A 24,522-nucleotide genomic window follows, 5' to 3' on the forward strand; every position below is an offset into this window, starting at 1 on the left:
AATATTTAAAACTTGCTTGCTCCCATTGTACTCAAATGGTCTCATCATGTAATCACTGAAAACGAACTCATGCTAAAAGTGACGCAAGCTTTAGCTAGCGGTAATTATAAATTATTATCAATACTTATGAGCAATAGCCACAACTTAATGCGTGATGATTATTGAAATAATAGTCCTCGATATTGATTACCTTATTTGAAATAATTGACGGCGTAATCGGTGATAGTGTACGGATGGTTGGTGGTAGCTTTGGCGGATATGCTGTGGTCTTAGTGCTAAAAGATAAAGTCAATGCGGTTAGAGCGGTTGTTAGCGATAATTAAGCTAACAAATTGGTATTAAAGAAGGTTTTTACGACTGTAAATAAAGTGAATGGAGTAGTGCGATATTCTTATAAAACAAATTATTACACTTTTAAATAGGCAAGCAATGCATATCAAATTTCTAAACTAAGGAGGTGATATGGCTCTCTTATATATTACCTGTTAACGGGCAAAATTGCGAAGCCTTACTTGAATACCAATCACTAGAACAATACCAACAATAAGATGCCTATTTAGGTGTTACAATTGATATTAACAATAAACATTATCTACTTAGCACTAATCAATGTGCCAATCTGTTATATGGTGGAAAATTATGTTTTGACAAAAAACTATAGCAAATTTAAGCCCAACTTGAGCAACAGGTGACATTTTGATTAATTTCTCCTGATAAAGAGTAGGGTGGCTGGCTAGCTGAGTGTAAAAGTCACTTATATACTTGCCGATTATAACAAAGTTATTATTGCGTTCCACGCAATCTCAACAAAAACCACATCAGTTAATTTAACTAATTACGCTTATTTTAATCTTGATGGAGAAATAAGTTAGAATATCCTTAATCACAGTTTGTGGTGCTAACTTAATTTACAATAATTATTTGGTGAAAGCCATTAAATACGATATGGATTTGTAACAACCCGAACTTTTATTAGGCAAACTATATGAAAGCCTTGAGCAGTAAATAACTGGTGGTTATGAGCATATTTACTTATTAGATAAAACACAGACTATTGCAACTCAACTTATTTCGCCTGCTCAAAAAGTAATAATGAATGTAATAACAACTCAACCTTCATTACAAATATATACAGGTTGTTTTTTCAGAATAAGCCAAACTGATACAATGGTAAATATGGGAATTTTGCAGGTGTAGCACTAGAAGCACTGTTTTTGCCCGATAGTTCTCGTCATATTGAATGGTCACAACCAAGTAGGCTTTTACAGACTTAACAAATTCATGATCACCTAACGACTTAATTTGTTATAAATTAAATCATTTGACTCATTTACGGACATATATTGATAGAAACTAGCTTTTTTCTGTAAGTATTCCTCGTATATGTAAATTGAATAAAAGAATTTGTACGTTTAAACTAACAATCCTAATCAAAATTGGGTATGATACGGTTATCATACCCAATGGATAAATATAAAATATGACAAGCAAAGCCTTAACAGCTATTTTTCCGGGCACTTTTGACCCTATCACCAATGGTCATATTGACCTTGTGACACGAGCCTCGCTACTATTTCCTCGATTAATCGTTGCTATTGCTGAAAATCCTAATAAACAAACACTGTTTACCCTAGAAGAACGGGTAAATTTAGCATCAACTTCGGTCGAGCACTTGCTTAATGTCGAAGTGATAGGATTTGATAATTTAATGGCAAATTTTGCTCAAACTCATAATGCTACAGTCATTGTTCGTGGAGTCCGAACAACACACGATTTTGAATACGAAAGGCAACTTGCTGAAATGAATCGTGCGTTAAAATCCAATTTAGACACCATTTTTTTAATGCCATCAATTGCGATGGGGTTTATTTCATCAACAATCGTAAAAGATGTCGCCTATCATGGTGGTAATATCACAAATTTAGTGCCAAAGCATGTCAAAACAGAATTACTCAAACGCTTAATATAAATTAAAAAAAAGTCTATGGCTAATTTTTATACCCAGCAGAAAAAAAAACTTATTAAACAAAAATTGACAGTAACAATTGCATCCTTAGATGCTTTTGGGCAAGGGGTTGCTAGTTATAAAGGTAAAACAGTTTTTGTTAAATCAGCTTTGCCTGATGAAACCGTTGATATTGAACTAACTGAAGACAAAAAAAATTATGCTAAAGCCAAAGTCATTAGATATCATAACCAAAGCCAAAATCGCGTTAAACCACAATGTCAATATTATCAGCAATGTGGTGGTTGTGAATTGCAACATATTGCACCTCATTTGCAACAACAAGCAAAATATAGTGCATTAATTAACCTGCTACAAAAAGAAACGGGACAATCTTTAGCAAATATTACTCAAAATTCCCCCATAATTATTGCCGATCAGCCTTACCATTATCGGCGGCGAGCAAGGCTTTCAATTAATATAGTTAAAGGCGAATTAGTTATTGGATTTCGCCAAGCTGAGTCAAACAAAATAATTAATATTAAACGTTGTCCCATATTAGTTAATGAATTAGATACGCTGCTAACACCATTGCAAAGTATATTTAGCAATTTTAAACAGAAAAAAGCACTTGGTCATATTGAATTAATTTCAGTCGACAGTGGTATTATTATTGTTTTAAGGCATACTATGCCTTTACTTGATTATGATGCTAACTTATTGAAAGAGTTCGCAGAAAATCACAACCTTTCACTTTATTTTCATGGTAAAGATTTAGTACATATTACAGGTAATACAGAGCATTTTTATTTAATTAATCATTTAAAATTAACTTTTAGCCCTCTAGATTTTATCCAAGTAAATTGTAAAATAAATCAAAAAATGATCAATCAAGCGCTTGATTGGTTAACATTACAACCAACTGACCAAGTCTTAGATCTCTTTTGTGGTATGGGTAATTTTTCATTACCTATAGCAACATTAAGTAAAACAGTAACAGGGATTGAAGGTATTGATGCACTGGTTGAAAAAGCAAAATTTAACACTATATTAAATAGTAATAAGATTTGTGCTGAAACCAATTTTTTAGCTAGCAATTTAGACGATACTCAACAATTTTCGATATGGAGCCAATCACAATTTAACAAGGTATTATTAGATCCAGCAAGAGCTGGGGCATTAAATGCAGTAATAGAAATTGCAAAATTAGCTCCATCAAAAATTGTTTATATATCATGTAACCCTGCTACTCTAGCTCGCGATAGCAAACAACTTATAGATGCAGGATACAAAATTGCTCAAGTTGCTATTTTAGATATGTTTCCACAAACCAAACATATTGAATCAATGTTGTTGTTAATAAAATCAGGAACATAATTTATGGTAACTATCAGAGGTGCGCACCAACATCGAGAAGAACATTATTCTCTTGCTCAATTTGAAGTTGAGCAATGGGCAAAACAAGAACTATTATTAGCTAACCCAGCATCTTATAAAAAGTTTAGAGAAGTTTGGGATTTTTGTTTTGAAAACAGCGCTGGAGCCTCTGAGCAATTTTTCTGTTTCCAAAATGCTATCGAAATGGTTGAGATCCTATCGACTCTAAATATGGACATCAATAGTTTATGTGCTGCTTTATTGCTTCCTTTTGTTGATGCCAAAATTATTCGCCGTGAGGATATCCCTGAAGATTTTGATCGTGAAATTTCTCACATCATCTCTAACATTGTTAAAATGAAAGAAATTCGTCAATTGCGTGCAATCCGCAACGGTAGTGCCACAACAGAACAAATTGATAGTATTCGTCGCATGTTATTGGCGATGGTCAATGATTTCCGAAGTGTAGTCATCAAATTGGCTGAGCGTATTACCTATTTACGTAATTTAATCAAATCTCCCCAAGAAGAACAAGTTTTGGTAGCTAAAGAGTGTTTTAATATTTATGCACCATTAGCCAATCGCTTAGGAATAGGTCAATTAAAATGGGAGTTAGAAGATTTCTGTTTCCGCTATTTATTCCCAGACGAGTATCGGCTTATTGCTAAAAAATTGCAAGAAAAGCGATTAGATCGTGAATTATATATCCATCAATTTGTTAAACATCTACAAAAATTGATGAACAAAGATCATATTCGCGCAGAGGTTTATGGTCGTCCTAAACATATTTATAGTATATGGCGGAAAATGGAACGTAAACATCTTGAATTCGAAGATCTATATGATATCCGAGCTGTCCGTATTATTTGCGATCGAATTGAAGATTGCTATAACGCCTTAGGCATCGTCCACAGCCATTACAAACATATCGCTAAAGAATTTGATGATTATGTTGCTAATCCCAAACCAAATGGTTATCAATCAATTCATACTGTCGTTTATGGTCCACAAGATAGAGCCATTGAAATTCAAATCCGTACTGAACAAATGCACAACGATGCAGAACTAGGCGTTGCTGCTCATTGGAAGTATAAAGAAGGTAGTACCGACAAAATGACAGCTTATGACCAGCGAATTTCTTGGTTAAGAAAATTATTAACATGGCAACAAGAAATGTCTGAACGTGGTGAAATTCAAGAAGCCGTTCGTAGTCAGATTTTTGATGATCGCGTTTATGTTTTTACACCGAAAGGCGATGTTGTCGACTTGCCAGCACGATCCACACCACTTGATTTTGCTTATCATATACATAGTGATGTTGGTCATCGTTGTATCGGTGCCAAAGTTGGTGGTCGAATTGTGCCTTTTACCTATAATTTAAAAATGGGCGATCAAGTTGAAGTCATCACTCAAAAACAACCTAACCCAAGCCGTGATTGGCTAAATTCTAATACAGGATTTGTTAACAGTAGCCGAGCAAGAGCCAAAATTCAAGCATGGTTTAAAAAACAAGATCGTGATAAAAATATTGTTGCTGGTGAACAAATACTAGCAAATGAACTTGAACCGCTAAATATTAGTTTAAAAAGTGTCGAAAAAATCTTAATCAATAAATATAATGCTCACTCTTTTGAAGAGGTATTAGCAGGTATTGGTAGTGGTGATGTAAAAATAAATCAATTAGTCAATTTCATCAATGCACAATTTAACAAACCAACAGCGAAAGAAGAAGACGAAGCAGCATTAAAACAGATTGCCCAAAAATTTAATGCACAAACAAAAAATACTAATAAAGCTAGTAATAAAAAAGGCAGTGAAATTATTATTGAAGGTGTGGGTAATTTAATGTGCACCATTGCAAATTGTTGTCGCCCAATTCCTGGCGATCCCATTGCGGGATTTGTTACTCAAGGGCGGGGTATCTCGATTCATCGAGCTGATTGTGAACAATTGCAAGAACTAAAAAATCATGCTCCCGAACGTATTACTCATGCTGTTTGGAACAACAATACTTACTCAAGCTATACCATGGTGGTACAAATTGTTGCTAACGATCGCAGTGGTTTATTGCGAGATATTACTACAATTTTGGCCAATGAAAAGGTTAATGTTCTTGGTCTAATTAGTCGCTCGGATATGAAGCAGCAATTAGCGACTATCGATGTTGATATGGAAATTTTTGATCAGGATTCGTTAAATCGAGTACTCAATAAAATAAAACAACTACCTGATGTTATTGAAGCCAAACGTTTTCAAGGTTAATTGACATGTTAAATTGCCACTTTTTATTTAGTGGCAATAGGTTAGGACTTATTATTTTCTTTCTAAAATTTCAAACTGATATGGATAGCTATTTTTATCATCGGCTTGATGTGCTTCTTGATAAATAACTTGCCATTGCTCAGGCGTATAATCAGGAAAATAAGTATCGCCCTGTAGTTTTGCCTTTATATGTGTTAAATAAAGTCGATTTACTAAAGGTAACGTCTGCTTATAAATATTACCACCACCAATAATAAACGCTTCATCAATATGCTGTGTTTGAGCTAACAATATCGCGGCATCAATTGATGGTACCCAACTTACATTTGGAACCATGTTAGATTCTATGGTTGCTTGCCTTGAAATAATAATATTATGACGTCCTGGTAACGGACGACCAATAGACTCAAATGTCTTTCGCCCCATAATAACAGGTTTATTAAGTGTATTTTTTTTAAACCATGCCAAGTCTGCGGGTAAATGCCAAGGCATTTGATTATTTAAGCCAATTACATGATTATCCGCCATGGCTACAATCATACTTAATATCATATTCGCTCCTTTACACATACCCTAAAGATTTTATTCGCTGATTCACATTTTCAGGAAAGATAGTTTGGCTCCAAAGCCGTTCACTTAAAGAAAGTAACGACTCTTTTTGCCCTGAAACAATCCAACTAGCCAGTGCTGTAGCCACATCAGGGTAGATGATTGGTTTTGGCGAAGGTAAATTAAGCCAGTATTTGAGTTTGATACAGCTTAAATTTTCCATAACTGTTGCCATATCAAGAGAACGCAAACATTGAGCATTATAAATTTGTTCAAATTGACCTGATACAGGTTTAGTTAGAATCTTTTTACCAAGCGTCAATGCTTCAGAAATCAATGCAAATCCTGTATTTGAAATAATTCCAGAGCAACGCACTAAAGCTTGTGTAAAATTATCACGCCCAAGCGGTTGAAAATTAATATTACTTTGTTGTGATGTTTGTTTTATATCTGGATGAAAACAGATAAACTGGTGCTCCTTAAACTGTTTTAACAATACCGTAATTTCATCTAATGCTTCAAATGGCAAATAGACGATGATGTTGCCATCCTCGGTTGGCGCAGTTTCAAAAGTGTCAATCATAGGGGGAATTAGCTTATGCCCAAAATGAAACCAATGTAGGCCAATTGGTTTAGTGACGGGAGCGTAATATTTCATAATCACATTTGCGACTAGTCCATATTCTTTTGGTTTAAGATATTGGCAAACTGCTTGATTGCTTATACCTAAACATTCACGATGTTGATGATGTGCAGCCCAAGCACTTACTGGCTCAAAATCGCTAATTATGCAATCATATTTTGATAAATCAAGCTCACGGACATCTTTAATGAGTCTGAAAGCTCGAATCCGTTGCACGGTTTTGCGAAAATTAATTTTACCATTAAGGGTTGCAAACGTGACACCACGATAGGTTTTATAATCACCAAAAGCTTGCATGTCGAAATAGTCTTTAGGATCGCGGCCACTGAAAATATAATCAACATTCGCACCAGCTTTTTTCAGTGCGTTAGCTAATGTTCTACAGCGACTGACATGACCATTTCCTGTTCCTTGAACACCAAAGAGAATTTTCATATCTTTATGATTCGTCAATTTAAGTTATACAAATATAATAGCAGAACAGCTTATTATTATGTAAATTATTTTGTATGATTAAATGCAACATGATATTAATGATTAGTTGTCATAATTCAACATTGGTTAACGTTATTACTCATTAGTCTAAATGAAGCAACAGTGCTTCATTTAGTGACGATAAAATAGTCTCACTTAAAGTGTATAAATTTTGTATAACTTTGCTTCTTTTTTCAGTACAATAGCCTAAGTAATTGTTAGATGAATAGTGAGATTTGCATATGTCATTAAGAATCATCAATAAACAAAATTACCTTATTATTGCATCAGCAATTATTTTCTTTTTATTTGCTGATTCTGCTAGATATTTGATAATCACAATCGGCTTATTAGTTACTGTTAATGATATTTCACACCGCATAATTGCTAAGTTAGGCATGAATGAGCATAATGATTGCCATTCTTTATTACAAAAATCATCTCATGATTCAGCTTGTACCACTTTTAATCTTCAGTTTTTATCACATTGTGAACTATACCTTACATTTAACTTTGCTCAAAAATATAAAAAGTTTATTTCTGAATTAAAACTACTAAGAATTGTTTAATTAATTTGTATTTTCAATAAAAAATTAGTCGACATATCTATCTTTGCAGTAAAAATTTTTTGTTATTCGTTTTTATCGCTAATCACTAAATAGTGATTGTTTATCATAAAAAAATGATTATAGGAATATTATGAAACGTCGAAATTTTTTGTTCAATATTACAGCGGCTTTAAGTGGGGTAGCAGTTACAAAAGCTTTTGCCAAAATGGATAATTCAACTATGTCAGGTATGGCTTGTGAAGCCAACTCTGATCAGTGTAAAACAGGTGAAATGGGAGACATGAATATGAAGATGAATATGGGTAACAAAGTTTCACAAAAATTATTACCGACCTCAGCTTTGCCACAAGGTCTAAATTTACCAGAATTAACTCATTTAGAAAATACCAGTAATAAACAAGGTATTTTTGAAGCAATCTTAGAGGCTAAACCCGTTAAGTTAAAGTTAACACAAGATATTACAACAGAATTTTGGGCATATAATAGTCATATCCCCGGTCCAGTGATTGAAGCTTTTGAGGGGGATAATGTTAAAATTACTGTTAAAAATAACTTACCACAAGCGACAACCGTACATTGGCATGGTTTGCTGATCCCATCTAATCAAGATGGTAATCCACAAGATCAAATTCCTGCTGGAAGTAGCCGAACTTATGAGTTTACTATCCCAGAAGGGAATGCTGGTACCTATTGGTATCATCCACACGGTCATGAAACCGTAGCAGAACAAGTTGCGCGAGGATTAGCTGGCATATTTATTGTACGCAGCAAAAACGATCCGCTTGCATTCTTGCCCGAACAACACTGGTTTTTTTCAGATTTAAAATTAACTGATAAAGGCGAAATTGCTGATAATTCAATGGTTGATTGGATGAATGGTCGAGAAGGACAATTTGTATTAATAAATGGTGCCTATCGTCCCAAAATCACCATAAATACGGCAACAAGGGTACGAGTTTGGAATGCGTGTTCTGGTCGTTATCTTAATTTATCTATTCCTGGCTGTGATGTTTATTTGGTTGGTACCGATGGTGGATTGATGTCAGCTCCTGTTTTACTCAATAAACCGCTGCTATTGTCGCCAGCTGAACGTGCAGAACTTGTTATTTTGCCAAAACAATCTGGTACAGTGTATTTACAATCTATCGGTTACGATCGCGGAAAAATGGGCAATGTATCACCAGAACAAGATATCATACTTGGAGAATTGGTATTGACACAGTCAAAATCAATGACTATCCCGTCAACATTACGAGAATTGCCAAAACTAGGGCACGCCACGACCTATAAATCTATTGAATATACCGAAGTGATGGACATGAAGGAACCGCGTGGTGGCATGCTATTCTTAATTAATGGTAAACGCCATGATATGCAAAGGATCGATTTGAAAAGCAAAATTCATGAGGTTGAAGAGTGGACAATTTTCAATAACTCTCATATGGATCACAATTTTCATATACATGGCGCACAGTTTATCGTTGTTTCACACGAATTGAATGGTGAAAAAAATCCACCTGAATATGTCGCATTAAAAGACACTATTAATTTACGTCCACATGAAAAGCTCACCATAAAAATTCAACAAAATATGTCTGGATTACGTATGTATCATTGCCATATTGTTGAACATGAAACGCTCGGTATGATGGGACAATTAATGGTAGAATAACCTACCTAATACGATTCCCGTTATGGTTTAATTATCATTGAATTAATAGCGGGGATCTGTATTATACAAAATCCTTATGACACAATATCTATAAAAAATAATAATTGTTTTTCATTTTTGCTAAAAATGCTAATATATCATCATTATGACAATGATGTATTATTGGCAAAAACTCAGCAAAAGCTTGATTATTAAAACCGCGTTATCTCACTTATTGTTAGGTGTAGTGGCTGCTGGGTTCAGTTTATGTCAACATGAAGCGCTTCCCTCGGAAGCTTCTGTTTCGCAAATTGGGATTATTGCAATTGCATCTATTGTACAAGATCACCTAGAAGTAGAGCGAAAAAAATCACAAACGCTATCACATTTACAAAAACGATGCATCGCAGCGTTTTTTGTTATACCCAATAGTATTGAACTTTCACCAAGTAAAGTTATTCGACTATCCCCTTATAACGGCATACGAGCTGGACCTAAAGCTACCGTTTAATGAGCTTATCACTCAAATAAAACTAATTTTTATATAAGGTTAATTCCTTAAATCCGTATTGAAAAAATAAGAGAAAAGTTATGTTATTAAAATTATTAACAAAAGTATTTGGTAGTCGCAATGATCGCGTTTTAAAAACCATGCGTAACCGAGTTGAAAAAATTAATGCACTTGAACCAGCCATGGAAGCATTGTCTGATGAAGAATTAAAAGCTAAAACCACAGAATTTAAACAAAAGGTTGCTGCTGGTATCCAATTAGATGATATTTTGGAAGAGGCTTTCGCGGTGGTACGCGAAGCAAGTAAGCGTGTATTTGGTATGCGTCATTTTGATGTGCAGTTAATTGGTGGTATGGTATTAAATGAACGCTGCATTGCCGAAATGCGCACAGGTGAAGGAAAAACCTTAACGGCAACATTACCTGCCTATTTAAATGCACTAACAGGTAAAGGTGTACACGTTGTTACAGTTAATGATTACTTAGCACAGCGTGATGCAGAAAATAATCGTCCATTATTCGAATTTTTAGGATTAACTGTTGGTATTAATTTACCTAATATGCCGCCACACATAAAACGTGAAGCCTACAATGCTGATATCACTTATGGTACTAACAATGAATATGGTTTTGATTATCTACGAGATAATATGGTATTTAGCAAAGATGCTCGAGTACAACGTCCATTACATTACGCCTTAGTCGATGAAGTCGACTCAATTTTAATTGATGAAGCAAGAACGCCATTGATTATTTCAGGTCAAGCCGAAGAGAATTCTGAAAGATATATTAGTATTGATAAAATCATTCCTTATTTAACTCGCCAAGAAAAAGAAGACTCTGAACAGTTTCAAGGGGATGGAGATTTTTCCATTGATGAAAAATCACGCCAAGTTAATTTAACCGAGCGTGGATTAGTTAAAGTTGAAGAACTATTGATTAAACAAGGCATCATGAAAGGTGATGAATCGCTTTATGCGCCAAGTAATATTGTTCTAATGCATCACGTTAATGCAGCCCTGCGTGCTCATCACTTATTTCATCGCGACGTTGACTATATTGTTAAAGATAACGAAATAGTTATCGTGGACGAACATACTGGTCGAACCATGGATGGTCGTCGTTGGTCTGATGGTTTACACCAAGCGGTTGAAGCAAAAGAGCATGTTAAAATCCAAAATGAGAATCAGACACTGGCTTCAATTACGTTCCAAAACTATTTCCGTTTATACGAAAAATTAGCGGGGATGACAGGTACTGCTGATACTGAAGCATTTGAATTTAATCAAATTTATGGATTGGATACGATTGTTATTCCAACAAATCGCCCAATGCAACGAAAAGATCAATCTGACCTTGTCTATATGACTGAAAAGGAAAAGATTAACGCGATTGTTACTGATGTACAAGAATGTGTAAAACGCGGTCAACCCGTTTTAGTTGGGACAGCATCAATCGAAAAGTCAGAACTAGTTTCACAAGCATTTAAAAAAGCCGGCATTAAACACAATGTGCTAAATGCTAAATTCCATGCTCAAGAAGCTGAAATCATTGCTAATGCTGGGAGTAAAGGTGCCGTTACCATTGCAACTAACATGGCTGGGCGCGGTACTGATATTATGCTGGGTGGAAATTGGCAAAGTGATATAGCTAAAATTGAAAATCCAACACAAGAAGATATCGAAAAAGCGAAACAAGTTTGGCAAACAAAACACGAAGAAGTGATTGCATTAGGTGGGCTTTATATTTTAGGTACAGAGCGTCATGAATCGCGTCGTATCGACAACCAGTTACGTGGTCGTGCTGGTCGTCAAGGTGACCCCGGTGCTTCACGTTTTTATCTATCACTTGAAGATCCATTGATGCGAATCTTCGCCTCTGAACGTGTGGGGAACATGATGCGTAAACTTGGCATGAAAGAGGGAGAGGCCATTGAACATCCATGGGTAACTAAAGCCATTGCCAATGCACAAAAGAAAGTTGAAAGTCGCAACTTTGATATTCGTAAACAACTTCTTGAATATGATGATGTTGCTAACGAACAACGTAAAGTAATTTATCGTGAACGAAACGGTTTACTTGATAATGCCGACATGAAAGATACCATTGATTCAATCCGAGGTGATGTATTTAATACACTCATCGACCAATACATACAACCACAATCAATTGAAGAAATGTGGAATATCCCTGGACTTGAAGCCGCGCTAAAAACAGACTTTGATTTGGATTTACCCATCACCAAATGGTTAGATGAAGAGCAGAACCTACATGAGGAAACATTGCGCGAGCGTATCTTACAAATGGCACAAGAAAGATATTTAGAAAAGGAAAATACTGCTGGAGCTGAAGCATTTAGGCACTTTGAAAAAAGTGTCATGCTACAAACACTTGATACGCTTTGGAAAGAACACTTAGCTGCTATGGATTATTTACGTCAAGGTATTCATTTACGTGGTTACGCACAAAAAGATCCAAAACAAGAATATAAACGCGAATCATTTAATATGTTTGCTAGCATGTTAGAATCGTTAAAATATGATGTTATTGGTATTTTGAGCCGTGTGCAAATTCGTTCACAAGATGAAGTTGATGAAGCAGAACGCCAACGCCTAGCCGAAATGGAAAAACTAATGGCTAAGCAACAAGCTAATCACGAGTCAGTAGTGAGCATGAGTGGTGAAAATGAAAGCCAAGCAGTAGCTCAACCGATAATGCGTACACAAGCTAAAGTTGGGCGCAATGATCCATGTCCTTGTGGTTCAGGTAAAAAATATAAACACTGTCATGGATCTGTTAAATAAGATACTAATTTAGTGTGATTGAGCAAAATTGATGCTTAAATCGTCGATTAAGATCGACAAGAACAGAAAGGGAAAGGCTAAGCTTTCCCTAACCTAACTCATAGATAAACACAATTATGAAAAAACATACTGAAATTGCTGTAGGTATTATTCGTTCACAAAATTGTCAAATCTTTATTACCCAACGCGGTGAAGATTCCCATCTAGCGGGGTTTTGGGAGTTTCCAGGAGGGAAAATAGAAGCAGGAGAAATACCCTATCAAACCCTACAACGTGAAATTGCTGAAGAGGTTGACATTCATATCCGCCAAGCCCAATTCTTAAAAACAGTCGAACACAGTTATGATGATCGCGATATTACTATCTATGCTTATTTAGTAGAAGAATGGGATGGTGTTCCTTTTGCAAAAGAAGGGCAACCAAGCCGTTGGGTAGATCAGCAAGATTTAAATGCTGATGAATTCCCTGATGCTAATCGACCAATTATCGAAATGCTTAAAAATTTGGATAAACAAATTTAGTTCATTCATTATGATTTAGTTTTAATTGTCTTTCTCATTAATGCAATCTCATGTTTTAATTTGAGGGTATTTTTAATACTTCATTATAAATTAATATGCCATATAGAACTACATAACAAGAGAGTTGTACTGTGCACATTACTATCAAATTAAACTTTTAACCATAAATCGAAAGTCGTAAACAACAAACTGAACAAAAGCATACTAATCATATATTTTTATGGAAGATTAATTATGTGCTAGGAAACCAAATTTACATAATATATAATGCCGAGGATCTTTAATGTTACTTATCATTAAAAATCGTATTATTATAATAATATTAAGGTGTGAATTGTTATGAAAGAATATAAGGTAGTTGTTTTCCAAGAAGGCGCATTGTCTTCATTACTTTTAGGTTCAGCGAATGCTGACGAGGTTAGATTTTCCGAATTTTTAAATAAAAATGCTAAAGATGGCTGGCGTGTAGTGACGATGGAAAAAGATATGCGTCGCTTATTTTTATTTTGGAAAAGGGAAGCCTATTTAATTGTGATGGAACGCGAACGCAACTAAACTTACCTCCCTATGAGTATAATCTGATATCAGATTGGGAGACACAATATATCTATTAATTATATTGTATCTCCCACTAAATATGCTTAATTAAGCCTAATCAATTACTATATTATCTATTGTCAAAAAGCTTAAGGAAGCACTACGCTTCAGTATAAAAAATTTTAAGTATTATGATTTAATTTTTGTTCTGCCAGAGCTAAAAAAATAATGCCAATAATAATGAATATCCCACCAAGCATACGTATAAATGCAATTGGCTCATCAAACGCAATAGCCGAAACCAACATTACCGTAACTAACTGTAAATGAGAAACGGCAAAAGCAGGACCTACAGGTGCTTTTTTTAATAACATCATCCATGTGACAAATGCTCCAGTATACCCAATAATTACCAAATAAACCCACCCATGAGTAAAAATACGGATAAACCAATCAATACTCATTTCAAGAGGCATAGCCGATAATGCGGTTAACTTAAAGCTTGTTTGACCAAACGTATCAAAAAACAATAGTAAGATAAACCCAATAATATAAAATTTTTTCATTACGTAAGTCCAACCAAAACTACGCCTATCGTAATAAAAAGGATACCAATAAGACGAAAGCTTGTCAGATGTTCCTTAAATAAAATCCGACCAGCTAGCATAACAGTAATCATATTAAATGATCCCAGTAATATTCCTTGAGATAATGGCACAGAGCTTAAAAAAGCTAGCCAAAAAATACAGCCAATAAAGTAAGCAGCAAAACCTAGCCATAACCAATAATTACCAAAAAGTTTTTGCCAATAACGCAGACCTTGCGTATCTTTGGAATTAATCGCTGCATATTTAAATGCAATTTGCCCAACAGTATCGCAGATAATGTTAATTAACCAAAGAGTAATGATCAAGATTGACACTGTTGACAAAACCCATGTATTTCAAGCACACTATGTTTGATTAAAAAATCAGATTGCTGTGCTAATTTTTTGAATTGATATTCAATATTTTGTGAATGTTTTTCGATGATCTGTTGGCATTTATCGCAAATAAATAAAATTGAAATATGCTGTGGGTTTTGAAAGTGTGGGCAAATAATATAACTATTAGAAGACTCGACTTTATGGATGAAACCTTGCTCTAGTAAAAATTCAAGCGCACGATAAATTGTGGGTGGTTTAGCCTGAGGTTCACTGACTTTGAGTAGATCTAAAAGATCATAGGCACTCATCGCTTTATTTGCCGCTAACATAATATCTAAAACTGTTCGACGTTGCGTAGTCAGTTTAATACCACGCTTTTTGCATAAAGTTTCAATCTTTTCAATGAGCAGATTATGCATTTGGTTTCCTTTGCCTTTAGTCATTATTTTTTTGTGCTGCTTTTCTTCGTCTTATTTCTTTAGGGTCATTGATTAAAGGTCGATATATTTCAATACGGTCGCCATTTTTAACCAATTCATTGAGATCACAACGTTTTCCATAGATGCCAATTAGATGTTCATCTAGTTTAATCTGACATAACGATAAGATATTGGATTTTGTAATTGCTTGCAAGACATTAGTTTTCTCATCTACATCGCAATTAATTACCGTCGGGTTATTTGGTAACGCATAAACCACTTGAATATTTATCATTTATAAATCTGCCTTGCTCGTTTTGAAAACGCATTAACCATACTTGTCATCACTTCTTTAAACACCGGAGAAAAAGCAATATCTAATAACTTATTCTTAAACTCAAAGTCTAAACTAAAACTAATTTTACTTTTGCTCTCGCCGAGTGAACTAAATTGCCACCTTCCCGATAGGTGTTTAAATGGTCCTTCAAACAATTTTATCTCAATAGAATGTGGTTGATTAATCTGATTTACTGTAGTGAAAGATTTTTTAAAGCCTAACTTTTCAACTTCAATAAACGCTGTGTACGTATTATTTTGTTTGCTAATAATACCAGTTGCGATACAATCAGGAACAAATTCAGGGTACCGAGTAATATCATTCACTAAGCAAAACATTTGCTCTACAGAATAAGGCTCGATAACTTCGTGAAAAACATGTGCCATAATAATAAAATAAAAAGTTAAAATTAGTGGCATATTATATCATGTAACTTTATAATAACGCACATTATGACTAAGAAAAAATCACATAAGCCAGGTTCGGCAACCATTGCATTAAATAAACGTGCACGCCATGAGTACTTTATTGAAGAGGAAATTGAGGCGGGATTATCCCTACAAGGTTGGGAAGTAAAATCCCTACGCGCAGGAAAAGCCAACATTAGTGACAGTTATGTTTTACTTAAAGATGGTGAAGCATGGCTCTTTGGTGCAACTATCACACCACTTAATGTTGCGTCAACACATGTTGTCTGCGAACCAATGCGCACACGTAAATTGTTATTAAATGAACGCGAATTAAATTCATTATTCGGTCAAATTAATCGCCAAGGTTATACTGTTGTTGCACTTTCGCTTTATTGGAAGAACGCTTGGGCAAAAGTGAAAATTGGTGTTGCTAAAGGTAAGAAAGAATACGACAAACGTACTGATATTAAAGAACGTCAATGGCAAGTTGATAAAGCGCGCATTATGAAAAACGCCAACCGTTAATAATATGAGCATAGCCCTAACGGTGGCGTATAATTTGTGGTTTGATAAAAAAAGCTTTGTTTTTTAATTCTTTGAATTTAAGTAGAGCATCAATTACATCGACACAAGTGTAAGCCATGCTTTGAAAATCTTGAGCAATAGTATCAATTGGATAGTAAGAGTAATTCAGATAAATATTATAATCATAAGAACACAAATAGATTTGTTGTGGTTTAACTTCTACTTCCACTAAATAGCTAAGCACTTCTTGTAATATATTACATGAAGGAGTAAAAATAGCCTTTGGCAGTCGCCCTAATTTTTTGTGAAGCTGTTTGAGTAATTCATATCCTTTATTAGGACAATAGTCATCACTCAATAACCATTGTGAGTTGACGTTTAATCCAACCTGTTGAAGACCTTTTTTAAAGCCTTGCAATCTGGCTTCGATTGAAGTTAATTGTGTATCACACCCAATGAAATAAAATTCATCTAATTGTTTAGCATATGGATAAATTAACTCTGCAACAGAGTGTAATGATTCACTCGTGATAAACGGCAATGAAGTATCTTTAATATAACGATCGAAAAACAATACTGGCGTATTTTGATTAATATCAACATAAAACTCATCACTATTTAATGAAGTAACAACGATCATAGCATCAACTTTTCGTTCAATTAAGTTTTGTGCCACTTTAATTTCTATTTCTTTATTATAATGACTACAAGTTATTAATAATTGTATGTTTTTTTGTCTAAATGAAGATTCTAAATAGTGCAAAAACATGGAAAAAAAAGAATTGGACATGTCTGGAACTATCACGCCTATGGTATCAGTACTATTTGCTTTAACCAGATATTGGCGAATATGAGCTTGATCACTGTACTGTTCTGCGATGGATAGAACGCGTTGCCGTGTTTGTGTTGAAATGCGATATTTTTTATCTCGTTTATTAAAAATATGGCTGACGGTCGTTGCCGACACGCCAGCCAAACGAGCAATATCATTGATTTTTAATTTATTACTCGCCATAGCACTATTCCCTTTATATATCAACGAGGAGTTCGTTGTTGCTTGTTAGGAAATATTGGATTGCAATTAGCCGAAGGATTTTGGTACCAATACGCAACACTAGCAATATCGTCACAACGTTCATACAATCTTATATCATCGTTACCTATTTGTTGAAATGCAAGTTTAATATTTTTGTGAAATGCAATAGGATCAGGTAAATGCCAACGATATAGCCCATGCATTGGTAGAGCATCATCACCAAAACCGTGTACAGGATTAGCGTCGCCTGTTTGAAAAAAGTCACGCGTTGCATCACGATTGGTTTGATATGGATAACCCATAAATAACGTTTGAAAGCATTTAGCTGATGGGCGACCTTGCTTATCACGATTATGGAATGCCCATGCACCACCAAAATAGTCTTCAGATCCTGTTGAATGTTGAGTTGGATATTCGCTATCATCATCAAGGTAAAACTTAAACTCTCCTTCTCCCCACCAGTAACGTTCCAAAGCGGTTAGAGCTAAGTAAGTACCGACATAATAACCATGCCCTTTGATATTATCTAATAGCACATAATCTTCGGCATAATTAGTTACTCGTTGCCTACGCCATTGAGCATGAAAATAAAGTGGAGCCTCAAATGGTTTTGGCATTAAGGCATAATTAATAGTAAAGAAGAAATGCTGCAAATCAGCTTCATGTTCATTTTGAATTTCAATTCTTGCTTTTTTATTAAATGGCATTCTAAAATAACTATTAAATCCCCCCGTAGGATTAACTACGATTGGCATTGAATTAATATCACATCTTGCTCCAAAACCATTACAAAAGAAATCACCAATCGGGCTTTCGACTGATGGCACTGATTCATCATCCCAGTAAATGCGAATAACAACATCACGTAACACAAAACTACCGCAATGTGTTCTATCAGTTAAGGTAAACCACATATGACGAATTTCTGCAGGCCCTGAAATTTCGGCAATAGTGACTGTTTTACCAGCAGGAATTGAAATGCATCCCTGTCCTTTACGGCTTGGACCTAAAATGCTTGCTTTCATGCAAGATTTACCTTTTTCTCCTGTCATATTTTCTGGCGAAATAGTTCTAGTCTGTTCAAAGTGAAATTGTGTTACTGAATTATATATGTTCATTATCAATCCTTACTAATGTTTATAAAATGCAATTTGTTAAAACTATTTATATTTAACTAATTTTTTTATTTATGTATTTTGCTTTTTTATCACCGCATAAAAAGAAAATAGCAAAAATCATAAATCCTAAAACGACTAACCCAAGATGATTAAATGTTGTTGATGCACCATTGGTATCATAAAAATCACCGACAAGAGTAGAAAACAAAATAACACCAACAGAGCCTGCAACCTGATAACCGATTAAAAAGACGGTTGCTGAAAGACGAGCATTAAAATTAATATCAATATATTTAAATACGGAAACTAAAATGGTAGAAATCTCTAAACAGTGCATAAGTTTAATGATTGAAATAATGGCAATGCTACTAACATGCCCTGTAAGGAAGATGCGCGAAGCTGAAATAAATGCAGCAAAAATCAAAGCATTTTTTGCCCCAACACGATTTACAACGAATGGCACGCAAAACATCACAGCAGCTTCTAGAAAAACTTGAAACGAGTTTAAGATACCATATAAGCGATAGCCATCATTTACATCTTCAAATTGCTGAGTAAAATAAACAGGAAACAATTGCTGATCATAAATATTATAAAGACTATAGGTACCAAGCACATAAACAACAAATATCCAGAATTTTTTCAGCGCAAAGACAGACATAATTTCGTTAAAACTTAATTTGTCCTTTTTCTGAAAAATTGCTTCAGATGATTTGTTTAAATCTGGTTTAAAATTAAAATTTAGAATCATAAAACAGATTCCTACGACTGATGCAGCCCAGAAATTCAAATGAGGATTTATGCTAATCAAAATACCAGCAATAAAAGTACCTACAGCATAAGCAATACACCCCCAAGTGCGACATTGACCAAATTCAAATCCAAATGCTCGGCTGATTTTTTCACAATAGGAGTCAATTAATCCCATTCCAGCAACCCAACCAAACCCCAAAAAGAAACTACCAAAAATAACGCCAATATAAAAACTATGCCGTAATAGAGGTTCATAAACATAAATTAATGCAGGAGCAGCACAGGTAATAATGATACTTTGAAACCAGATAAGATGTTTTTTCAGAACTAATTTATCCTGATAAACACCATACACAATCATAATAATTAATGAGATAAAGTAATTAAATGAATAAATAATGCCTGTCTGTTTTGCCGTTAAACCAATCTCCTTACTTAGCCATATGGCATAAAATGAAAAGACGAAACTACCTGCAGCGTAATACATAAAACTGTAACATGAAGCAAACCAATAAGTTGGTTTGTTATAAAATGCGTTTGTCATAATTTATCCTATAAAAAGTGAACCACTGTAATTGAGTATGCAGAGCTAAAAATTTAGCTTTAAAGGGTTTATTGGATAAATGTGATCAACATCAAAATTATTTTATTAACTTAGATAAGAAAAATTATTGTGCACAATTTTATTTTAAAAAAAATTAATAGGTTAAAACAAAAGGAGTGAAAATTTTATAGAAAGAAATAAAACATTATATTTGACTAAATTCTGATATAAACCGATAGGAAAAATTTTTATGATCTTATTAGCGTTATTTTATATAAAAAATAACGCTAATATATTACGGATTGACATATTCCGTGATGTCATAATAGGCTAACGTTGATCATCAATAGTAACCCCTGTTGGTGGGATAAATTTAAATTTATTTAAATCAACTTTACCTAACACTTGGTGAGACAAGTCATAAAAACTACGCTGACCATCTTCTTCAATTATCGTAAAATTTGAGATCATGCCAGTTGGTAAAACCGAAATGACAAAGTCTTGATTAGAACCATCTGTTGGCTTAAGTGTAAATGAATTCTGCCTACGCGTTACATTATAAGCATTCCAAATCGGATTATGGCTATCAGAAATAAGTAACATTAAACGATTATCAACGGCTTTTTTCAAATTCATGACACTCACTTGCTCAACAGCTGGCGTATAAACCCAAAGACTTTCACCATCTGAGATAATTGATGTTACATCAGGCTCATTCATTGTCCAATTAAAATAATAAGGCCTTGTCACCCATAAATCGCCTTTTCCTTGTTGAACAGGTTGATTATCGACAGTTTTTACATCCTGTGAAAACTGAGCATAAAAGCCATCAATTTTATCTAGGCGTTGTTGCAAAACTTCTTTATCGTTTGCCCATGCTGACGACATACTAACCAATAACCCAATTAATAATAAAAATTTTTTCATGATAAATCCTTATGTCTGCGTCCTAGAAAATAATTGTATTCTAAAAAAACTGTTAACAAACTAAATTTAAGTAAGAATATTAGCTTTTTTCGATTTATGCGGAAAGCTATTTTATTTTTCACTTATTGATTAACAAGTATATAATACGTTTAATATCGCAAAGAATGGATACAGTGTATCATGCCTAGTATGTCTTTTGAATTTACAACTGATGAATTTAAGCCTCTAGCAGCAAGAATGCGCCCGCAGATCTTATCACAATACATTGGGCAAACACATCTATTAGGAAAAGAAAAACCACTTTCAAAAGCCATTGAAGCGGGTAATTTACATTCAATGATTTTATGGGGACCACCAGGTACAGGTAAAACCACGCTTGCTGAAATTATTGCTCACCATGCTAATGCCAAAGTTGAGCGTATTTCGGCGGTAACTTCTGGTATCAAAGATATTCGAGAAGCAATTGAATGTGCCAAAATTAATCAACAATCAGGGGTAAGAACGATCTTATTTGTTGACGAAGTCCATCGTTTTAATAAAAGCCAACAAGATGCTTTTTTACCGTATGTTGAAGACGGCACCGTCACATTTATTGGTGCAACGACGGAAAACCCATCTTTTGAATTAAATTCAGCATTATTATCTCGTGCTAGGGTCTATTTACTTAAATCATTGAGCAATGATGATATTGAGCAAATTTTGCAACAAGCGATGGAAGATCCCGATTGTGGTTATGGCAACCGAAATATTACTCTACTAGAAGAAGCAAAAAAACAAATTGCCGAATTCGTTGGTGGTGATGCTAGACGAGCGCTTAACACTCTTGAATTGCTTGTTAATATGTCGGATGGCAAAGCATTAACACCTGAATTACTAAAAGAGGTCATTGGTGAGCGAAGTGCAAGATTTGATAACCAAGGTGACCGTTTTTATGATCTTATATCAGCTGTTCATAAATCAATTAGAGGCTCAGCCCCTGATGCCGCTCTTTATTGGTATGCAAGGATAATTTCGGCTGGTGGTGATCCATTATACGTAGCACGTCGATTATTAGCCATTGCATCAGAAGATGTTGGTAATGCTGATCCAAGAGCCATGCAAGTAGCTTTAGCTGCTTGGGACTGCTTTACTCGAGTTGGGCCAGCAGAAGGTGAGCGGGCTATCGCTCAAGCCATTGTTTATCTTGCTTGTGCACCTAAGAGTAATGCCGTTTATCTTGCTTTTAACCAAGCGATGAAGGATGCAACATCCAAACCAGATTATGATGTCCCTGAACACCTACGCAATGCGCCAACCAGTTTGATGAAAAATTTAGGTTATGGTGCGCAATATCGCTATGCTCATAATGAGCCCAATGCCTTTGCCGCCGGAGAAAACTATTTTCCCCCTGAAATGGCCGATACAAAATATTACCATCCAACAATGCGTGGTGCGGAAAAAAATTATGCCGATAAACTAGCATGGATAGAAGAACAAAATCGCACAAGCACCTTACAACGCTACAAATCTAAATAAAATAGCTAATTTTGTGTTCTTTTATCATCTCACGTCTATAGTCTTAATTGCTTAAATATTCAATTAGCTCTCTATTTTTATAAATAAATATAAAAATCTCTCGAAAGATCTTAACTAATTATCAAATAGGTAATAGCAATTATTTTATTGTTATTAATTTGTTTACACTATAAAATTAGATGATATTCATTCTATGAAAAACAAACTTTACATAGAAATTTAATGCAAATATATAAATGATAATTTTAAACACAGAACAAATAATAAGTAGTAAATAGCATGAAAAAAAGAATAACTAAAAGGGACTTTAATAAGATTATATCTGGGCTGAGTCCTTTCTTTTTTAGCGCAGAGATTTGTGCTCAATTAGTAGCTCAAACAGTTAAAAGTATTGAAGGGACTCCACCATCATTATCGCCACAATTAGAAAAAAATATAGAAGATTTGGAGCTATTTGGATTAGCTGTTGACAATAAAAATTACTATGGAAACGAGGTAACACAACTTCCAATATCATCAGCTTATCCATTAAAAAGTCAAATTAAAATAGCTCCAATAAAACAACCTGATACACAACAATATGTTGATGTTGATGGTGATGAATTAGGATACCTTACAACACAATCCCCTCCACAAATGATATGGTATTATACTGATACTAAAAACCAAATGGTAGAATTTACTCCTGCAAAATCTGACACACTCTGCTCATTAGCAGAAGAGGGAAAACTGGGTCCGTATAAAATAAAAATATTAGGGGATTTAATATTAACGTCAAAATATGGAAATCCATCTACTAAGCAATATCCCAATAATAAGGTGACCCAACATCCATCTAAAACCTATACGATAAGTCCCGATGCTGGGTTCTGTTACGCAAAACCAGAGCTACAACCTGATGATGCAAAAGGGAGTGCTGCTAATCAATGGGATGAAAAGAATGGTTTCTTAACTCAATCTAATATTGATGCAAGCAGAAACTTCCCAACAACAGCTTTTTATGGTGCAAAGTTTGATCTTCTATTAGCAAAGAATGGACTTGCCCAAAATTACATTTGGAAGATAATAAAAGGAGATAGACTTGTGACTATTTCTAGTAATGCTGATACAGTGGCAGTTATGTTCAATACCGAAGAAGCGAAGAACACTAAAATGGCTTGGGATCATATTATGAAATCTGATAACGGGTATACAGTTATCATTCAAGGAAAAAATAAAATTACTGGCAAGACTATTGAGTATTCATTTACTATTACCAAATGGTTTAGTGGCTGGGATAAAAACCTAATTGGCCAACCAAGGGCCAATAGAGGAAGTGCAGAAGATATAGTTTCAGGGTGCAAAAATTTAGACGGCAATTATCGTATAAGCCATGCAAATGAAGTAAGCAATGCACCAAAAGGTAAAAATGCAAAATTCACCCGAGAAATAGGCACATTATTAGGCGAATGGGGTGATCCAAACCAAAATGCTTATCCTAACTCTTGGGCGGCAGCACCAAACCAAAGTAATTCTTATAAGCGCCTTTGGCTATATGATGAGGATGAAAAAGAATATTGTGATTTACACACTTACAATGCTGTATATCACTGCCGAGGAGAAGGTGAGTCTAAAAATGGTATCTGCACTGCTATTAAATAAAAACTTTAATTCAACCCTCTAAAGGATTTAATTAATAACATTCAATATCTGGTATTTTGATTCAATATTTACCTGTTCATTTCTTATATTAGCTTGTATTTAAAACACAAGCTACAACACAAATAATTGTGCTGTGGCTTGTGTTTTTATACACAATTTCACTCATTTCTAATAACAAAATTTTTATTATTAATTGAATAATAATCTACTATCTACTAATAGAAATGAATGAACGATTATTGCAAATCGCATTGATCTGTAACCATCTCATAAAATAGTACAGCAAAAAGTAGTAAATTCTCTATGATAAAAATTAAAGAGGATTTAACTATGAAAAAATGGCTGAAAATCAAATCTTACCTATTTTAAAAGAAGCAGAGGCAGGTATTCCTGTTAAGGAGCTTTGTCGTAAATAAGGTATGGGTAATTCAACTTTTTATCGATGGAGGAAAATAGGGTGGTTGGAAACTTCAAACGTCTAAAAGAGCTAGAGGCTGAAAATCGTAAGCTCAAACAGATGTTTGCTGAG

At 34.5% G+C, this 24,522-nt stretch carries 25 protein-coding genes; 14 read left to right on the forward strand and 11 right to left on the reverse strand.

All coding sequences use genetic code 11. The features are described 5' to 3' along the window. The first annotated feature begins 182 nt into the window (after window positions 1-182). From A9G40_RS14865 to relA, 5 genes are all read left to right on the forward strand, one after another. The gene (locus A9G40_RS14865) at window positions 183-323 is read left to right on the forward strand and encodes a hypothetical protein (RefSeq protein ID WP_176700419.1); all 141 of its coding nucleotides are present in this window, start codon (window positions 183-185) and stop codon (window positions 321-323) included. A gap of 414 nt (window positions 324-737) precedes the next feature. Beyond that, window positions 738-872, forward strand: a complete 135-nt coding sequence (locus A9G40_RS15695) for an aldose epimerase family protein (RefSeq protein ID WP_141675166.1) — start codon at window positions 738-740, stop codon at window positions 870-872. 608 nt (window positions 873-1,480) lie between these two features. Then, a complete protein-coding gene (coaD, locus tag A9G40_RS01845) occupies window positions 1,481-1,969 on the forward strand; it encodes a pantetheine-phosphate adenylyltransferase (RefSeq protein ID WP_065581647.1) in 489 nt (162 codons plus the stop codon). Between the two features lie 15 nt (window positions 1,970-1,984). Continuing rightward, window positions 1,985-3,322 (forward strand): 23S rRNA (uracil(1939)-C(5))-methyltransferase RlmD, encoded by a 1,338-nt coding sequence (rlmD, locus tag A9G40_RS01850; RefSeq protein ID WP_065581648.1) that lies wholly within the window; start codon window positions 1,985-1,987, stop codon window positions 3,320-3,322. Between the two features lie 3 nt (window positions 3,323-3,325). Further along, window positions 3,326-5,584 carry a GTP diphosphokinase gene (relA, locus tag A9G40_RS01855; RefSeq protein ID WP_065581649.1) on the forward strand — a complete coding sequence of 753 codons (2,259 nt, stop codon included), beginning with the start codon at window positions 3,326-3,328 and terminating at the stop codon, window positions 5,582-5,584. A gap of 51 nt (window positions 5,585-5,635) precedes the next feature. On the opposite strand, the gene folA is transcribed toward relA, so the two are convergent. Both folA and A9G40_RS01865 read right to left on the reverse strand, forming a co-directional pair. Next, on the reverse strand, window positions 5,636-6,136 hold the full coding sequence (gene folA / locus A9G40_RS01860; protein WP_065581650.1) for a type 3 dihydrofolate reductase: 501 nt from the start codon (window positions 6,134-6,136) through the stop codon (window positions 5,636-5,638). Window positions 6,137-6,146: 10 nt separating this feature from the next. Then, complete coding sequence (locus tag A9G40_RS01865) at window positions 6,147-7,211, reverse strand: MJ1255/VC2487 family glycosyltransferase (RefSeq protein ID WP_065581651.1); 1,065 nt, start codon at window positions 7,209-7,211, stop codon at window positions 6,147-6,149. 281 nt (window positions 7,212-7,492) lie between these two features. Between A9G40_RS01865 and A9G40_RS01870 the strand changes: the two genes are divergently transcribed. From A9G40_RS01870 to A9G40_RS01895, 6 genes are all read left to right on the forward strand, one after another. Then, window positions 7,493-7,819 (forward strand): hypothetical protein, encoded by a 327-nt coding sequence (locus A9G40_RS01870; protein ID WP_065581652.1) that lies wholly within the window; start codon window positions 7,493-7,495, stop codon window positions 7,817-7,819. Window positions 7,820-7,949: 130 nt separating this feature from the next. Further along, entirely contained in the window at window positions 7,950-9,491 is a 1,542-nt protein-coding gene (locus A9G40_RS01875; RefSeq protein WP_218057915.1) for a multicopper oxidase family protein, read from the forward strand. A gap of 145 nt (window positions 9,492-9,636) precedes the next feature. Then, the gene (locus A9G40_RS01880; RefSeq protein ID WP_141673119.1) at window positions 9,637-9,981 is read left to right on the forward strand and encodes a hypothetical protein; all 345 of its coding nucleotides are present in this window, start codon (window positions 9,637-9,639) and stop codon (window positions 9,979-9,981) included. Window positions 9,982-10,061: 80 nt separating this feature from the next. After that, on the forward strand, window positions 10,062-12,785 hold the full coding sequence (secA, locus tag A9G40_RS15410; RefSeq protein WP_065581654.1) for a preprotein translocase subunit SecA: 2,724 nt from the start codon (window positions 10,062-10,064) through the stop codon (window positions 12,783-12,785). Window positions 12,786-12,901: 116 nt separating this feature from the next. Beyond that, window positions 12,902-13,306, forward strand: coding sequence for an 8-oxo-dGTP diphosphatase MutT (mutT, locus tag A9G40_RS01890; RefSeq protein ID WP_065581655.1), 405 nt, complete (start codon window positions 12,902-12,904; stop codon window positions 13,304-13,306). Window positions 13,307-13,645: 339 nt separating this feature from the next. Next, window positions 13,646-13,861 (forward strand): DUF4177 domain-containing protein, encoded by a 216-nt coding sequence (locus A9G40_RS01895; protein WP_065581656.1) that lies wholly within the window; start codon window positions 13,646-13,648, stop codon window positions 13,859-13,861. Between the two features lie 164 nt (window positions 13,862-14,025). Here the strand turns inward: A9G40_RS01895 and A9G40_RS01900 are convergent, their stop codons facing one another. The 5 genes from A9G40_RS01900 to A9G40_RS01920 are packed head-to-tail and all read right to left on the reverse strand — an operon-like array spanning window position 14,026 to window position 15,943. Continuing rightward, window positions 14,026-14,409 carry an EamA family transporter gene (locus A9G40_RS01900; protein WP_065581657.1) on the reverse strand — a complete coding sequence of 128 codons (384 nt, stop codon included), beginning with the start codon at window positions 14,407-14,409 and terminating at the stop codon, window positions 14,026-14,028. Beyond that, window positions 14,409-14,765 carry an EamA family transporter gene (locus tag A9G40_RS01905; RefSeq protein WP_065581658.1) on the reverse strand — a complete coding sequence of 119 codons (357 nt, stop codon included), beginning with the start codon at window positions 14,763-14,765 and terminating at the stop codon, window positions 14,409-14,411. The genes A9G40_RS01900 and A9G40_RS01905 overlap by 1 nt, the downstream gene beginning before the upstream one ends. After that, window positions 14,753-15,187, reverse strand: a complete 435-nt coding sequence (gene zur / locus A9G40_RS01910; protein ID WP_065581702.1) for a zinc uptake transcriptional repressor Zur — start codon at window positions 15,185-15,187, stop codon at window positions 14,753-14,755. Before zur ends, A9G40_RS01905 begins: the two co-directional genes overlap by 13 nt. 16 nt (window positions 15,188-15,203) lie before the next feature. Then, the gene (locus tag A9G40_RS01915) at window positions 15,204-15,482 is read right to left on the reverse strand and encodes an RnfH family protein (protein ID WP_065581659.1); all 279 of its coding nucleotides are present in this window, start codon (window positions 15,480-15,482) and stop codon (window positions 15,204-15,206) included. Then, window positions 15,479-15,943: a type II toxin-antitoxin system RatA family toxin gene (locus tag A9G40_RS01920; protein ID WP_081302114.1), complete on the reverse strand. Its 465-nt coding sequence runs from the start codon at window positions 15,941-15,943 to the stop codon at window positions 15,479-15,481. The genes A9G40_RS01915 and A9G40_RS01920 overlap by 4 nt, the downstream gene beginning before the upstream one ends. Window positions 15,944-15,976: 33 nt before the next feature. Between A9G40_RS01920 and smpB the strand changes: the two genes are divergently transcribed. Continuing rightward, window positions 15,977-16,459 (forward strand): SsrA-binding protein SmpB, encoded by a 483-nt coding sequence (gene smpB, locus A9G40_RS01925; RefSeq protein WP_065581660.1) that lies wholly within the window; start codon window positions 15,977-15,979, stop codon window positions 16,457-16,459. A gap of 16 nt (window positions 16,460-16,475) precedes the next feature. On the opposite strand, the gene A9G40_RS01930 is transcribed toward smpB, so the two are convergent. The 4 genes from A9G40_RS01930 to lolA form a co-directional block, all read right to left on the reverse strand. Further along, entirely contained in the window at window positions 16,476-17,474 is a 999-nt protein-coding gene (locus tag A9G40_RS01930; RefSeq protein ID WP_065581661.1) for a substrate-binding domain-containing protein, read from the reverse strand. A gap of 20 nt (window positions 17,475-17,494) precedes the next feature. Continuing rightward, window positions 17,495-18,613, reverse strand: a complete 1,119-nt coding sequence (locus A9G40_RS01935) for a glycoside hydrolase family 172 protein (RefSeq protein ID WP_065581662.1) — start codon at window positions 18,611-18,613, stop codon at window positions 17,495-17,497. Between the two features lie 52 nt (window positions 18,614-18,665). Further along, a complete protein-coding gene (locus tag A9G40_RS01940) occupies window positions 18,666-19,910 on the reverse strand; it encodes an oligosaccharide MFS transporter (RefSeq protein ID WP_065581663.1) in 1,245 nt (414 codons plus the stop codon). Window positions 19,911-20,240: 330 nt separating this feature from the next. Then, a complete protein-coding gene (gene lolA / locus A9G40_RS01945) occupies window positions 20,241-20,837 on the reverse strand; it encodes an outer membrane lipoprotein chaperone LolA (protein ID WP_065581664.1) in 597 nt (198 codons plus the stop codon). 180 nt (window positions 20,838-21,017) lie between these two features. Between lolA and A9G40_RS01950 the strand changes: the two genes are divergently transcribed. Further along, window positions 21,018-22,352, forward strand: a complete 1,335-nt coding sequence (locus tag A9G40_RS01950) for a replication-associated recombination protein A (protein WP_065581665.1) — start codon at window positions 21,018-21,020, stop codon at window positions 22,350-22,352. Window positions 22,353-22,631: 279 nt separating this feature from the next. Next, on the forward strand, window positions 22,632-23,993 hold the full coding sequence (locus A9G40_RS01955; protein WP_065581666.1) for a hypothetical protein: 1,362 nt from the start codon (window positions 22,632-22,634) through the stop codon (window positions 23,991-23,993). The last annotated feature ends 529 nt before the right edge of the window (window positions 23,994-24,522 follow it).

Source organism: Gilliamella sp. Nev3-1, assembly GCF_001690435.1.
GTDB lineage: Bacteria > Pseudomonadota > Gammaproteobacteria > Enterobacterales > Orbaceae > Gilliamella > Gilliamella apicola_C.

What these genes read in the sequence shown, in the direction of transcription:
- A9G40_RS01920 (WP_081302114.1), bottom strand. Translation starts at nt 15,943, where the DNA reads ATGCCACTAATTTTAACTTTTTATTTTATTATTATGGCACATGTTTTT.
- A9G40_RS01915 (WP_065581659.1), bottom strand. Translation starts at nt 15,482, where the DNA reads ATGATAAATATTCAAGTGGTTTATGCGTTACCAAATAACCCGACGGTA.
- secA (WP_065581654.1), top strand. Translation starts at nt 10,062, where the DNA reads ATGTTATTAAAATTATTAACAAAAGTATTTGGTAGTCGCAATGATCGC.
- coaD (WP_065581647.1), top strand. Translation starts at nt 1,481, where the DNA reads ATGACAAGCAAAGCCTTAACAGCTATTTTTCCGGGCACTTTTGACCCT.
- zur (WP_065581702.1), bottom strand. Translation starts at nt 15,187, where the DNA reads ATGCATAATCTGCTCATTGAAAAGATTGAAACTTTATGCAAAAAGCGT.
- smpB (WP_065581660.1), top strand. Translation starts at nt 15,977, where the DNA reads ATGACTAAGAAAAAATCACATAAGCCAGGTTCGGCAACCATTGCATTA.
- A9G40_RS01870 (WP_065581652.1), top strand. Translation starts at nt 7,493, where the DNA reads ATGTCATTAAGAATCATCAATAAACAAAATTACCTTATTATTGCATCA.
- lolA (WP_065581664.1), bottom strand. Translation starts at nt 20,837, where the DNA reads ATGAAAAAATTTTTATTATTAATTGGGTTATTGGTTAGTATGTCGTCA.
- A9G40_RS01950 (WP_065581665.1), top strand. Translation starts at nt 21,018, where the DNA reads ATGCCTAGTATGTCTTTTGAATTTACAACTGATGAATTTAAGCCTCTA.
- A9G40_RS01895 (WP_065581656.1), top strand. Translation starts at nt 13,646, where the DNA reads ATGAAAGAATATAAGGTAGTTGTTTTCCAAGAAGGCGCATTGTCTTCA.
- A9G40_RS01940 (WP_065581663.1), bottom strand. Translation starts at nt 19,910, where the DNA reads ATGACAAACGCATTTTATAACAAACCAACTTATTGGTTTGCTTCATGT.
- A9G40_RS01900 (WP_065581657.1), bottom strand. Translation starts at nt 14,409, where the DNA reads ATGAAAAAATTTTATATTATTGGGTTTATCTTACTATTGTTTTTTGAT.
- A9G40_RS01930 (WP_065581661.1), bottom strand. Translation starts at nt 17,474, where the DNA reads ATGGCGAGTAATAAATTAAAAATCAATGATATTGCTCGTTTGGCTGGC.
- A9G40_RS01955 (WP_065581666.1), top strand. Translation starts at nt 22,632, where the DNA reads ATGAAAAAAAGAATAACTAAAAGGGACTTTAATAAGATTATATCTGGG.
- A9G40_RS01865 (WP_065581651.1), bottom strand. Translation starts at nt 7,211, where the DNA reads ATGAAAATTCTCTTTGGTGTTCAAGGAACAGGAAATGGTCATGTCAGT.
- A9G40_RS01880 (WP_141673119.1), top strand. Translation starts at nt 9,637, where the DNA reads ATGACAATGATGTATTATTGGCAAAAACTCAGCAAAAGCTTGATTATT.
- A9G40_RS01875 (WP_218057915.1), top strand. Translation starts at nt 7,950, where the DNA reads ATGAAACGTCGAAATTTTTTGTTCAATATTACAGCGGCTTTAAGTGGG.
- mutT (WP_065581655.1), top strand. Translation starts at nt 12,902, where the DNA reads ATGAAAAAACATACTGAAATTGCTGTAGGTATTATTCGTTCACAAAAT.
- A9G40_RS01935 (WP_065581662.1), bottom strand. Translation starts at nt 18,613, where the DNA reads ATGAACATATATAATTCAGTAACACAATTTCACTTTGAACAGACTAGA.
- rlmD (WP_065581648.1), top strand. Translation starts at nt 1,985, where the DNA reads ATGGCTAATTTTTATACCCAGCAGAAAAAAAAACTTATTAAACAAAAA.
- relA (WP_065581649.1), top strand. Translation starts at nt 3,326, where the DNA reads ATGGTAACTATCAGAGGTGCGCACCAACATCGAGAAGAACATTATTCT.
- folA (WP_065581650.1), bottom strand. Translation starts at nt 6,136, where the DNA reads ATGATATTAAGTATGATTGTAGCCATGGCGGATAATCATGTAATTGGC.